Annotated in this window: 12 protein-coding genes and 1 pseudogene; 7 read left to right on the forward strand and 6 right to left on the reverse strand. The window is 52.1% G+C overall.

Translation table 11 applies throughout. The features are described from left to right. Nucleotides 1-78: 78 nt before the first annotated feature. The 4 genes from BB029_RS26760 to BB029_RS32570 all read right to left on the reverse strand — a co-directional run bounded on the left by BB029_RS26760 (nucleotide 79) and on the right by BB029_RS32570 (nucleotide 3,050). The gene (locus BB029_RS26760) at nucleotides 79-843 is read right to left on the reverse strand and encodes a toll/interleukin-1 receptor domain-containing protein (protein ID WP_065941491.1); all 765 of its coding nucleotides are present in this window, start codon (nucleotides 841-843) and stop codon (nucleotides 79-81) included. A gap of 10 nt (nucleotides 844-853) precedes the next feature. After that, nucleotides 854-1,450, reverse strand: a complete 597-nt coding sequence (locus BB029_RS26765) for a hypothetical protein (protein WP_065941492.1) — start codon at nucleotides 1,448-1,450, stop codon at nucleotides 854-856. Then, on the reverse strand, nucleotides 1,447-2,601 hold the full coding sequence (locus tag BB029_RS26770) for a toll/interleukin-1 receptor domain-containing protein (protein ID WP_065941493.1): 1,155 nt from the start codon (nucleotides 2,599-2,601) through the stop codon (nucleotides 1,447-1,449). The genes BB029_RS26765 and BB029_RS26770 overlap by 4 nt, the downstream gene beginning before the upstream one ends. Before the next feature lie 227 nt (nucleotides 2,602-2,828). After that, nucleotides 2,829-3,050: a TerB N-terminal domain-containing protein gene (locus BB029_RS32570; protein ID WP_256558452.1), complete on the reverse strand. Its 222-nt coding sequence runs from the start codon at nucleotides 3,048-3,050 to the stop codon at nucleotides 2,829-2,831. Between the two features lie 247 nt (nucleotides 3,051-3,297). On the opposite strand from BB029_RS32570, the gene BB029_RS32575 reads away from it, so the two are divergent. Continuing rightward, the gene (locus BB029_RS32575; RefSeq protein WP_083236498.1) at nucleotides 3,298-4,221 is read left to right on the forward strand and encodes a toll/interleukin-1 receptor domain-containing protein; all 924 of its coding nucleotides are present in this window, start codon (nucleotides 3,298-3,300) and stop codon (nucleotides 4,219-4,221) included. 3 nt (nucleotides 4,222-4,224) lie between these two features. On the opposite strand, the pseudogene BB029_RS26780 reads toward BB029_RS32575, so the two are convergent. After that, nucleotides 4,225-4,329: pseudogene (locus tag BB029_RS26780) on the reverse strand (transposase); the annotation flags it as partial. Nucleotides 4,330-4,426: 97 nt separating this feature from the next. On the opposite strand from BB029_RS26780, the gene BB029_RS26785 reads away from it, so the two are divergent. The 5 genes from BB029_RS26785 (at nucleotide 4,427) to qatD (ending at nucleotide 10,835) form a co-directional block, all read left to right on the forward strand. Beyond that, nucleotides 4,427-5,335 carry a hypothetical protein gene (locus tag BB029_RS26785; RefSeq protein WP_065941495.1) on the forward strand — a complete coding sequence of 303 codons (909 nt, stop codon included), beginning with the start codon at nucleotides 4,427-4,429 and terminating at the stop codon, nucleotides 5,333-5,335. Between the two features lie 541 nt (nucleotides 5,336-5,876). Continuing rightward, nucleotides 5,877-7,823: a Qat anti-phage system ATPase QatA gene (gene qatA / locus BB029_RS26795; protein ID WP_065941497.1), complete on the forward strand. Its 1,947-nt coding sequence runs from the start codon at nucleotides 5,877-5,879 to the stop codon at nucleotides 7,821-7,823. Nucleotides 7,824-7,834: 11 nt separating this feature from the next. Continuing rightward, a complete protein-coding gene (qatB, locus tag BB029_RS34070) occupies nucleotides 7,835-8,698 on the forward strand; it encodes a Qat anti-phage system associated protein QatB (RefSeq protein WP_305881726.1) in 864 nt (287 codons plus the stop codon). Continuing rightward, complete coding sequence (gene qatC / locus BB029_RS26805; protein ID WP_065941499.1) at nucleotides 8,695-10,071, forward strand: Qat anti-phage system QueC-like protein QatC; 1,377 nt, start codon at nucleotides 8,695-8,697, stop codon at nucleotides 10,069-10,071. The genes qatB and qatC overlap by 4 nt, the downstream gene beginning before the upstream one ends. Continuing rightward, on the forward strand, nucleotides 10,068-10,835 hold the full coding sequence (gene qatD, locus BB029_RS26810) for a Qat anti-phage system TatD family nuclease QatD (RefSeq protein ID WP_065941500.1): 768 nt from the start codon (nucleotides 10,068-10,070) through the stop codon (nucleotides 10,833-10,835). Before qatC ends, qatD begins: the two co-directional genes overlap by 4 nt. Before the next feature lie 184 nt (nucleotides 10,836-11,019). On the opposite strand, the gene BB029_RS26815 is transcribed toward qatD, so the two are convergent. Further along, entirely contained in the window at nucleotides 11,020-11,298 is a 279-nt protein-coding gene (locus BB029_RS26815; RefSeq protein WP_065941501.1) for a helix-turn-helix domain-containing protein, read from the reverse strand. A 544-nt stretch (nucleotides 11,299-11,842) separates the two neighbouring features. Between BB029_RS26815 and BB029_RS26825 the strand changes: the two genes are divergently transcribed. Then, nucleotides 11,843-12,310, forward strand: coding sequence for a hypothetical protein (locus tag BB029_RS26825; protein WP_065941503.1), 468 nt, complete (start codon nucleotides 11,843-11,845; stop codon nucleotides 12,308-12,310). Nucleotides 12,311-12,328: the final 18 nt, after the last annotated feature.

Below are 12,328 nucleotides of genomic sequence, written 5' to 3' on the forward strand. Positions count from 1 at the left end.
CCTATGGTTTAGCTAAGACTGAGGCGTTCTGCAGGATGGTCATCAGCGCGTCGTTTGCTACCGCCCACGGTTTGGTCGTTACACGCCTTCGAGTTCGTAAAGAAGATTAATGCCATCCACGGCGCCAATCCGCGAGGTGGCCTCTAACCACATCATGAACTCCGGCTGTGCAAGATCTACCAGATGGCGAATTGGGGCTTCATGCGCAAAGTTGTACGACTCTGTCCCAATACTATCGAACATCCTGCCATCATGGGATTTGGTCATGTGCCGGCGACGTTGTCTACGCACCATCGAACTGAATTGGAGCTCCATGTGAATCCAGGGTGAAAGCGTTTTCTTGCTTCCATCCACAGAGTGCTTGAGTGAGATTGACTGCTCTGTATTGAGGAAAAGCAACGTGTCAGTGTTGTCGATCATTCGCTGCAGGGCAGTGCTCAAGATCATATGAACATGAGCGGTGGAGCGATTTCTCTCGGCATAGTTGTAGTTAATCTCGCCTGGCGATTTGCAGTATTTATCGTCTATTACCTGAAGCAGATCATGCGCTGCGCCCCAAACGCAAGAGTCGATGAATATTTTTAAGCCGCATTTACGCTCGAGTTCAATGGCTAGAGAGATAGCAAGATCTTGGTCGGCATGAGAGTGAGAGAGGAATATGTCCGCGGATACAGTCGGAAATAATGTCTTTATCACAAGCTCGGCGTCGACTGTATCTTTGTCAAGCATCAATTGTGCCAAACTTTCGACATCGCGCTTGTTCTGAGATTTGTAGTCGGCGACTGCAGCGCTGTTAGATGCAAAACTCTGAGCATCAATACTCAAATTGAAACCGCGATCCATCAGACCTTCCTTAATTGGTAAAATCTCTGCTGGCTCTAGGGTCAATCCCCAGTACCGTGGAGTAGAGAGAGAAAAAATCACGCGAAAGCTCGAGACACTGGACTGCTGGATCTTCACTGGATTGGGGCAGGGTAGCAGTTGCACCTCCTCCAGCTCTCACAGCAATGACCTTGGCATCTGGAAATTCCTCCTTGAACAGCGCGTACTCGTCGAGAATGCCTTTCATTCCTCCGATGAAGATGCCAGCGGTAAACTGGTTTTCACTAAACATTTTACGGCGCATCATGGCAACGCTTTCTGGAATAGTGGCCTCAGCAGGTATTAACCGTACGTCTGCAAACTCAGCGTTCTCGAGCGGAAACTCATCCTTGAAAAATTGCGACTGGTAAATGGTAGCGCAACGAATATCGCTTAATCCAAAGTGCAGGCAAGCGGAATAAACCATTGGAGTTATTGACGGGTGCCCTCCCAAGACAATCTGGCGGCGCCCCAGGGTTAGCAACAGAAGTGAGCGCACGGCAGTATGAATCTGATAGGGGTGGGCCGTATCATAAAACTCTCTTCCGTACTGCGGAACGCTCGCGGAAAGAAATATCGACGATCTCATTGTCTCCAGTCCTCGAAATGCCATCCTGAACTGTAGGGTTTGATCAAGCGAACTTTATCGTTCAAGAATCCCCCAATCCACTCCATGTGCGTTACCCACCTTTTTTCATCAATACCGACGTCATCGTATACTACAGCGACGGGCGGTGTGTGATTGTCAAGTGTAGCTTCATGAAGCGTATAGGTGGTCGGCACTCCAAGCGTTGGATAGACTGAAATATATTCGTTCAAGCGAGTTTTAACAGTAATGGTGCGCCGCATCGAATAGCCTTCGATGGTGGCGCGCGAGCGCTGAAGCGATGCCCGGAATGCGTCAATTAGTTGGTGGTAGCGCGTGGCAACCCCTTCGGCCCGCAAGCTTTCGACTGAGCTGCAGATCCGATGCAGGCAGGCAGGAGTGAGAGACTGTCCGTCTGCTTCAAAATCTGCTGCTTCCAAGCGAAGGTCACCACTTACCAAGCTCCGGGGATCTAATGCCACACCTGGCCAACCGACGCGTTGAATCGGGATGGCGCGCCACGTCGCGCGTCCGAATTCCGATGTCGTCCAGCGGCTCTTGAAGTAGCCCTCGGTGTCGAGATAGACCATGACATCGCTGTCGCAAAGCTTCTGCCAAAGCACCTCCTGGAAGTGCTGACCCGGAAGGATTTCATGAGTATCCAGAAATACATCGAAGAGCCGCTCTGACAAGGCTGCATAGAGTTGCAGCGCAACATGAGTAGACTCGGAACGCCTGTAGCTCAGAAAGACACGGCGTTGCCGCGGAAGCAGGGAAGCACACTCGAGGAGACAATTAGCAATTTCGGGAATGTCACAGGAGCTAAGGCCGAGTCCATTCAGGGTCGATATGGGGGCGGCGAATTCGTCGCCTAGCTTAGCGAGGCTGCTAGCAACCGGTATGACAGGCATCCCGGACTTCATCATGGTGACGATTGACTGAATCTGTTCGTTTTCCAGCGGGAAACAGAGCGCCGCGGTGCACAGTCCTCCATGAACATCGTATTCCCCAGGCGGGCCGACATACCATGCGACTTCTTTACCGAGTTCCAAGGAGAGGATGCTCAACTTGGTTTTCATCTCTTCGGTGAGTGCGTCGATGAACCCTTCAGGGGCTGAACCGAATACGGCTAGGTGATAGGAAGCGTCCTGCATGATTGTCCTCATTCTTCATCGGTTGGTAGCGGCCAACGCTGTTTTCGGATCCCGATGGCTTTCTCGATCCAACGGCCAATATTTTCCGCATTGTATCCGTATCGAGGGAGACTATCGAAGCCAGACGGATCGTATGAACGTATCACATGGGTTAACGGGATTTGTTGCCGCCCAATGGTAAGGACAGTGGAAGGGTTGACACCATTCCTGGAGGTCATTAGTCATTCCTAGCGAATTCTTGATGCGGTGGATGTCAATGCCCGCCGGGCCCGCGGTATGATGGCCTTATAGCTTGGCCAATAAGACATCTGCCGGTCGGTAAGGCCCATTGGAGAGCGTGCAGCATCAAATATTGCATCGATCAATGAGGGTTCAGTATTACCGAACCCAGTTGCGTGCTCTCTCAGGTAGATCAATCCTCCAGGAATGGCCAAGCCGGCGACATCCACCAATGCGCATTTGGTAATTCGAGTCCATTGCGGCGGTACATAAACACGCCACGCGATGGATCTCGCTATACAATCAGGAATGGTCAAATATGGCCCTAGGAGATCTCACCTCCAAACAATAGTTGGTCTTCGCGGCCTCACCTCTATTTCTGGTGGGTGCTTAAAGCGGGTGAAGCCAGATGTTGAGAGATTCGGTTGAATTTATTTTCTAGGTATTATTAATTACTAAGTGAAAGGAATTTTGCAAGTGGGTGCAGATCTATTTATTTCTTACGCATGGACTTCAAAGGCTCATCGGGACTGGGTTCGCCTGCTCGCTAGCCAACTTCACTTGATTGGCTATGATGTGAAAATTGATGAGGACGTCGACTATGGCTCAAGCCTGAATGGTTTTATGCGGCAGGTTATTGAGGCGCGACATGTTTTATTAATTATCGACGAGAACTATGTTAATCGAGCGAACAATGTCCCAGAGTCTGGAGTTGGAATAGAAACTAGATGGATGAGTGAGGTTTTCGCGACCAAACCTCCAAGCTGGCTCTCAGTGCTATATGTTGAAAATCCTGAGAATATTTTGCCGCGCTGGTTTGGAGATCATAATCCACGAGGATTCGACTTTAACTCCAGCCCTGAAAAAAAACAATTTCCTGGTTCGTTCCAGCTTGAGGAAATTTGGCGCTGGGTTGAAGGCCTGCCGGCAAGCAAAAGAAATGCTGTCCCAATATCAGTGCTTCGTGAGCGCTCTGCACGTCTTGAAAAAATTGATGCATTGCGCGATCCTGGACTTTACGTGAATCCTTCACTTAGCGGTCAAGTGACATTTAACTATACAGATTATACACATTTCACGGTTGGTTACGGAGCCTACGAGTTCAAAATAAAGTTCAGTGGCCATAATGTCAATAGCATATCCATCTACACGGACGGTGGTCTTAAAGCGGTAGGATTGATTACTAACCCCGACTTCGATCCGAAAGTAGTTTCATCTTTTTTGACTCCCGGGCGTACTATTGCTCCTGTCGTAGGCCAAAAAGCAATTCTGCTGAACGCGCATGGGGTTATGTGCATCATAAAAATTGATAAGGTACAGCGTGAAGTTAACAAAGAAGATTATGTTCCAGCGTATGTAGTATTTACTTATGCGATTCTAATAGATGAAGAAACCTCCTAGCCACGACACGCCGAGACGGGCCGCTACCTCAGCGACAGGCAGCTTCTTTTCGGTCACTTGATTGACTGCTTGGATTTTGAATTCTTCGGGGTAACGCGGGTTGCTCATGGCACCTCCTAATTGGCCTCAGTTTAAGGCAAAGAGGTGTCTACGAAACCCGGGGCGATTCAGAACCGGCTTTTAGTCTGGTTTAAAGACCTTCAGAATGTCCCTTTTTTCGGCGGGCAATGGAATGAGTGACCGATTTTTGCTGTACATCGATATTCTTGGATTCTCAGAAATGGTCCGCAAGGAACCTAGGAAGGTCGTCCGTGTTTACGAGATCCTGGACACACTGAATGTGCATGGCCGGTCTGATTTCAAGGTCATCGTCTTTTCAGACACGATCCTCGTTTACAACAGCATTCCTGCATCCTCTGTCCCAGATAGAACACATTGCGTTCAGGCTCTGGTGGATTTCGCGAGTGATCTACACAACCGCTTGGTGGGACAAGACATTTTCTTCCGTGCGGTGCTGGTCAAGGGGGACTTCGAACACTATAAGCTCAAGAACGTGGAATGTTTCTTCGGTAGCGCTCTGATTGACGCATACCACGCTGAAAAGGAAATACCCTCTTTAGGGCTCTTTGTCAGTGACGACTGCAAGGCGTTTGGAGTGCGGCATCCGACCGTTAGATTTTCTCCGGGCCTCTCATTCGTCTTTCTGTGTGAAGGACTGCAGGCACTGAGTACGCTTGGGCTCGACCGCTGGCCATTCACTCTGGGAGGCCATCTTGATGAAACATTCGCTGTGAATGTTCCTTGGGACGTGCGCTTCCTTAAGGACGTTTACAACCAGATGCGAGAAAATACATCACCTGCGGTAAGAACCAAATACTTAACCGCTTGGGACCTTTATCATCAGAAGTATAACGGTGCCATGGACGCCCTTGTACGACACGACTTCGAGACTACTGCTCTGGCCACTGACGCCTGGACATCGGTAACCGCGCAAATGAACACCAAAATCAGGAAACTCAAGCGAATTGGTAGCGGTACGGAGCTTTCGAAATCAATCCAGAAGTCTTCAACTGCCCTCAATAGAAAGAAGCGATTTCTCGGAATAGCTCCATGATAACGTAGTTCGAATTCCCAGCAGAATTCATGATCGTACAGCTCCGCCATAGACATCAACAAAGGGTTCCAGGAGAACGTTAAAGCGATCTCAAAGAGCAAAGCACAGTCGCTGCTTTACCCACTCTCGATCAGCTTCTGGCGCGCCTGCTACGATGGCGTCCAGCTTTCTACGAAACTCCTCTGTGGGCCATTCTGCGATGAAATGCTGCAAGTGCTTGTGCGATCGCCAAAAACTTCGTGTCGTTGTAGGCCTGACTCTCGTCCTGCACCGTAAAGTAATGGTGGAGCGCCGGCATCAACGTGTCGTAGTCGCTGAGCCATGCTCGTAGCATGGGAGCGAATTGCTCGGTGATTGAGCGTATGGACACGACATTAGCCGTCCACGCCTCTTTTTTACCGTCGTACCATTGTTCAAACTTTGGCAATAGGCCTCTTGCCATTACCAGAATGGCGTATTGACATCAATGCGCCAACTTTGGCCTACTCGTGACATACATTTCAATGGTTTGATCTCAAATGCTAGGAAGGGAGTTCTTTGCATGTTCCTGAACGACCAGGAAACGGCTACTGACCTGCTGTATTACGCCCCCATTGCCAAAACGGTAGAGCGCCTACTTCGCGAATCACGGGGCGCCCCGGTCACCATTGGCGTTCACGGTGACTGGGGGGCCGGTAAGTCCAGCGTCCTGAAAATGACTCAGCAACTTCTCAATGCTGATGATCGCGTCTGCTGTATCTGGTTCAATGGGTGGACATTCGAAGGCTTTGAGGATGCGAAAACTGTCGTTATCCAGACTATTGTCGATGAGCTGCGACGTGCGCGCCCAGGCTCTACGAAAGTCGCCGAAGCAGCGAAGAAGGTCTTGCGACGTGTTGATTGGTTCAAGCTTGCCAAGCACGCTGGAGGTTTAGGGCTCACTGCATTGACCGGCATTCCCAGCATCGACCAGCTCAAAGGGGCAGTGGAGTCCATTTCCGCCTTCGTGCAGAACCCGGGTGACCATCTGAGCATTGAAAGCCTCACAGGGCTAGCTGAGAAGGCCGGGGGCTTCCTCAAAGATGCTGAAACCGAGTCTGAGCAGCTTCCCGAGCACATGCATGAGTTCCGAGCCGAGTTCGAAGAGCTCTTAACGGCTGCAGACATTGACCAGTTGGTGGTCATCGTTGATGACTTAGATCGATGCTTGCCGAAGACAGCGATCGCAACTCTTGAGGCCATACGACTTTTCCTCTTCGTAAATCGAACTGCTTTCGTAGTCGGTGCTGATGAGGCCATGATCGAGTACGCGGTGCGTGAGCACTTCCCAGACCTACCTCAGGGCTCGGGGCCAGTGACGTATGCGCGTAACTACCTCGAAAAACTCATTCAGGTACCGTTCCGTATCCCAGCCTTGGGCTTGGCGGAAACCCGTAGTTACATCACTCTGCTACAACTGGAAAGCTTCGTCAAAACGGAAGACGATCGATTCAAGAAACTCTTGGATGCCGCTCAGAAGGATATGCTCCGCCCCTGGAAAAGCAACGGCCTCGACCGCAAAGATGTAGCTGGCGCTTTCGGCAACCCACTTCCCGACTTTGCCCAGGAAGCACTGGATACAAGTGCCTTGCTGGCCCGGATCTTGAGTGAAGGTACCCGAGGCAACCCCCGGCAGATCAAACGCTTCCTGAATTCCATGATGTTGCGCTACGCCATCGCCGAGGCTCGAGGATTTGCTGAGGACATTCGTCGCCCAATACTTGCGAAAATCATGCTGGCTGAGCGCTTCCATCCTGACTTCTACGAGCAACTCGCTCGGATCGCGAGCCTGGATGCAGATGGTGCGGTACCTGCTATAGCCGAGCTGGAAAAACGGGCCAGAAAGTCCAAGGGGGCAGCCTCAGCGCACGAGGAAGGAAAGAGCTCAGCAAAGCTGAAGGCAGTGGCCAGTTCTGGCGATGTAAACGACTGGGAAAAGAGCGAATGGATCAGCAACTGGGCAGCGATTGATCCTGCGCTGACCGGCGTTGACCTACGCCCCTACATCTTCGTGACTCGCGACAAACGAAGCTCCTTGATGGGGCAGGTTGCCGTGAGTCATCTCGAGGCGCTCGTCGACAAGCTAATGGGCCCGGACTTGCATGTCCGGCAAGCGAGCACGAAGAAAGACATCATGGGATTGGCTGAAGTTGATGCCGAAAATGTTTTTGACGCACTCCGTGACCGGATAATCCAGACAGACGCTTTTTTGGATCAACCTAAAGGCGTCGCAGGGTTGATCGAGCTCGTCAAGCAGCGCCCCGCGCTCCAGAGACGCCTGGTCGAATTCATCCGATCTTTGCCCACGCCAAAGCTTGGGATGTGGGCTCCCGCACCATGGCGTGAGTGCCTTAAGGATACAAGTGCTATCCAGGGGCTCGAGGGAATTCTGACGGGCTGGAGTCAGCAGATCGAAAACGAGAAACTTCAGAAGGCGGCCAAGCGCGTACTTGAGCTCAGCGGAAAATAATAAGGATTGATATGGGTACCTCCAAAGGATATGGAGGCCCGAGCTCCGGCTTGGTGCCCTCCTGGATCGATGACGTAGCGCAGCCAGCCGCCCCGGCTGCCCAATCGGACGGGCCAAGCCAGTCCAATCCATCTCAGCCCGGCTCAACGCCATCTCAGCCTGGCTCAACTCCGTCAGCGCCGGTGAATAATGACGGCACAGGCTCACTTCGGGGTGCCCGGAGTAGCTTCACCCGATTCGCCCGCACAGGAAGCCCCACTGATTTGGGGAATGCCCTATCTTCATATGTTCGTAAAGGCGTGGGGGGATCGGCTAGAGGCGCTCGCCGCATGGGGACATCCCGTGCCACCGCGGCAAAGCTCCTCAGTATTTTCGGAGATGTTCAGCGCAATGGGCCAGCGGAAACACTGCGCCGATTGCAACTCACCGTGGCTCCAGGGCAACCGGCCTCCCAGGTGTTGCTCACTCTGCTTGAGTTCATTTGCCCACCTGGCGGCGCGATTGACGAAGGTGTTGCCCGCCAGGCTGCACTGAATACGATCGCTGAAATGGACGAGGCAGATAGCGGTAGCTTCGAGGACATGACTGAATCTGATCGGCAGAATTTCTTTCTCGATTTCGTAGCCAACTCGATTGAAAGCATGATCATGGCGGATTTGGGCGGCAGAGGTATCACCATGCCGGATGATGTTGAAGCGGTTGAACGCATCCAATCACAGTTGAGTTCCTTCATCACTGGTTGTACACGTGGCCAACTAGCCAATCGGCTGGAGCAATGGCCAGCGCCTACAGACAAAGAGGTCAACTTGGTCACCTCTGCGATTTATGAGGCAGCTTTCGATCTTATAGCTACTGCAGCGGAGGCTCTGCGATGAGGTATCACAGTGTTATTTGCCGGCTTGGGCAAACGGATGACCAGGATCTAATCCTGCATGAGCCAGGCAGTGTCATCACTAACATCCAGTTCCTGGATGGGTATGGGCGACTCCAGTTTGGGATTGGCCAAGCCATTGAGCAGTTGGCTGATCTGGGCCTGAGCCCAGGAGAAACTTCCGTCGACCTGGCACTCCTGGCAGCGACTCTGACCGCTGCAGACACGAGAATCTCACGGGACAGCGAGTCAGAGAATGCCTGGACGAGAGAGATCGATCTCTATGTCCCTGTTGCAGATCCCGCATTATGGACAGCAACGTCCGGCATGTTGGCCTCAACGTTGAAATTTCTCACCGGTGATCGCTGGCGCTTGTTCTTCCGTGAGCGTCCCACAGAGATTGGTGAGCTATCTCCCGCCCCGGAGAGCTTGAGAACAGATGAGTCGGATAGCGTATGCCTGTTCTCTGGAGGAATGGACAGCTTCATTGGGGCGATCAATCTACTAAGCGACGGCGGCAAGCCATTGCTAGTAAGCCATTACTGGGACACCAACAGTACAAGCACCTATCAGAACGACTGCCGGGCAGCTCTGCAGGAGAACTTTTCCGAAACGTCGATCAACCACGTTCAGGCTCGCGTGGGGTTTCCGCATGACCTCGTGGAAGGAGGTGGCAGCGAAGATACACTTCGCGCGCGGTCATTTCTGTTTTTCGCGCTGGCGGCCATGGCCGCGGAAGCGATCGGCGACTCGATCACAATCCATGTCCCTGAAAATGGCCTGATCTCACTCAACGTCCCCTTGGATCCGCGCCGCTTGGGTGCATGCAGCACTCGCACGACCCATCCATACTACATGGCGCGGATGAATGAGCTTTTCGGGCGTCTGGAGCTGAGCACGAGGCTGTTCAACATGTTCAGCCATCTCACGAAGGGGCAAATGGCGCAGCAGTGCACCGACCTAGCGTTTCTGGCGGATCATGTACATCTCACGATGTCGTGCTCATCGCCAGGAAAAGCGAGGTATCATCCCGACCCTTCGAATCGATCACCCAAGCACTGCGGGTTCTGCGTCCCCTGCATCATCAGACGGGCAGCCATTCACCGCGGTTGCGGACCGGATCAAACCCGATATGTCATCCCGGATCTCCATGCGCAAGCGCTGGACACGAACAAATCTGATGGCGAACATGTGCGTTCTTTCCAGCTCGCCATCGCTCGCCTAAAGCGTGCACCTCATCGAGCCAAGTTCGCTATTCATGAGCCTGGGCCATTGATAGACCATCCTGAGCATCTGGGCGACTTCGAACGGGTCTATCGGAATGGGCTGCTGGAAGTCGACGATTACCTTAGGGGCGTGACTGCCATACCGCTATGAAACCGCACAAAAGCCCAATTCCGAAGTGGGTGGATTTCCACTGCCATCTTGACCTCTATCCCGACCATGAGCGGCTCATCCTCGAATGTGATCAGGCTGAGGTTGCGACTTTGGCAGTGACCACTACACCGAAAGCGTGGAGGCGCAATCGTGATCTTGCTGCAGCCGCTCGCCATGTCCGTGTAGCATTGGGGCTACATCCCCAGTTGGTGGCTGAGCGCGAATCGGAGCTACCGCTTCTGGAACGCTTGCTGGAGGAGACTCGATACGTTGGAGAGGTTGGTCTTGACGCCGGGCCACAGTTCTATCGGAGCATTGAGGCCCAAGAGAGAGTATTCACAAGGGTACTCGCGGCCTGCTCGGAGCAGGGCGGGAAAATTCTCACTGTCCACAGCGTTCGAAGTGCGAGCAAGGTACTCTCCCACATTGAGCGTCTTCTTCCGAGCGACCGTGGAACCGTTGTGCTTCACTGGTTTACCGGCTCGCCTAGCGAAGCTAGGAGAGCCTTAGAGCTTGGATGCTATTTTTCGATTAACTCGCAAATGCTGACCTCCACTAAGCATCGCAATCTTGTCGCCTCACTTCCTGTTAATCGGATCCTCACAGAAACCGATGGCCCGTTCGTGCAAATTGACGGCAGGCCGACCAGGCCCGCTATCGATATCCCGAAAACTGTACAAGCGCTGGCCATTCTTCGAGAGCAATCGGCAGAGCAAGCAGCTGCGCAAATTATCAGTAATCTGCGTGATTTAGTGCGTACCTAATGTCTCAGGTGTGAATGCCTTCCAGGTCAACGAGCTGGGCTTCAGGGATGCGGGCCTCACTCCTGACTAGCATCTCGGACTGCCCCGCCACGGTAGACATCTCCAGCCTATGCTTGGACTACTCAACACTTCTTTTGCCTTGGACACAGGTGAGCTCTTTGGGCTGACCTGCGCCCTAATAGGATCAAAGCAGGACTGAAAGGTCTTTGCGAACACGCTCAAGTAACTCATCCATGCCTTGGTCTGGGCATTGGAGAAGATAGGTGTGAACCAGAATGGAGAGCGGATGAACACCCATAACGGGGGCGATCTCTTGAAGCTTATCCAGCGTTGGGCTTTTGAGCCCTCTCTCCAGCGTGCTTAGGTATGTCCGGCTACTCACATCGGAAAAATCTTCTTGGGTGAGTCCGTGCGTGGTCCTGAATTGCTTCAAGGCCTGACCAAAAGCCGTTTTCAACTCCATTTTGCACATCTCGCAAAATGAGTGATAGAGCCGTCTCGCGCCCTTTAGGGCTACAATCTATAGTGTTCATTTTGGAGGTGAGATGTTCAGAACGCACAAGCAGGCGGAAATCAGCAGCTTTGATCTCTCCCAGCTCTCTGGAGAGGGGACTCGCTTATGGCGGTACGTTGAGCAAGCTCTGCACTGTCCATGGTTTTATATCTCTCGCATTGAGTACAGCGGGGGACTGTCGATGCGGAGAATGCTATTGACGGGAGAAGTATCCCTTATTGAAGGCCTGTTGACAGAAAAAGAAAGTAACCCCCATATGGTTGACGGTATACAGCTAGTTAGCCCCGGTTGGTTGAATGGAAGCTCCGGCTGGAGGATGGAGGAATTGATCGGGCTCAGTGAGGCACAGGATCATAGTGGGCAGCACTTAGCCTACATATATAAACTGACTGGCGGTAATACCTACCGAGAAGGCTGTGTTCCGCAGGGGCAGGTGGTGAAAAATAGAGTAATTTATAGGAAATAAATAGGAGCCCGACTGCTGGAGATCATTATGTTCCTGGGTTGTGAGTCAGAAAGCGAGTTTTTATCTCTCTTCAGAGCTTTTTACAGAGGCCCACCAAGTACTGCCTCTGTCGAGCTGCTGACTAAGCTTGCCTTGGAAGTATGGTACGGCGAGCTTAAAATTGAATGCTTAATCAAGATCGAGCTTAGTCATGAGCCAATAAACTCTGAACAGACGAGGAGGGCACTGTATCTGGTCGATCGGTTGATATCTTTTCCATGCTTAAGTAATATAAAGGCGAAGCCGTTACAAAGTATTTTGAATTCATGGGGCGACCTTAAGGGTACTCCTCCATCAAAAGTTGGCCAGCAGCTTTTTATGGATTATAAGCTCGACAAAAAGGCACTTCACTGGGGGCTTGAAGAAGATATAACTGCGCAGATGAAAAGCTTGCTAAAGTATCAAACCCGGCACTTTGCCGCGGCAACAGGTAAGAGAACTGGCTATTCTGGTTAGACAACCTTGCGCGCTCGC

Origin of the sequence: Pseudomonas sp. S3E12, from assembly GCF_001702295.1 — a bacterium.
GTDB lineage: Bacteria > Pseudomonadota > Gammaproteobacteria > Pseudomonadales > Pseudomonadaceae > Aquipseudomonas > Aquipseudomonas marginalis.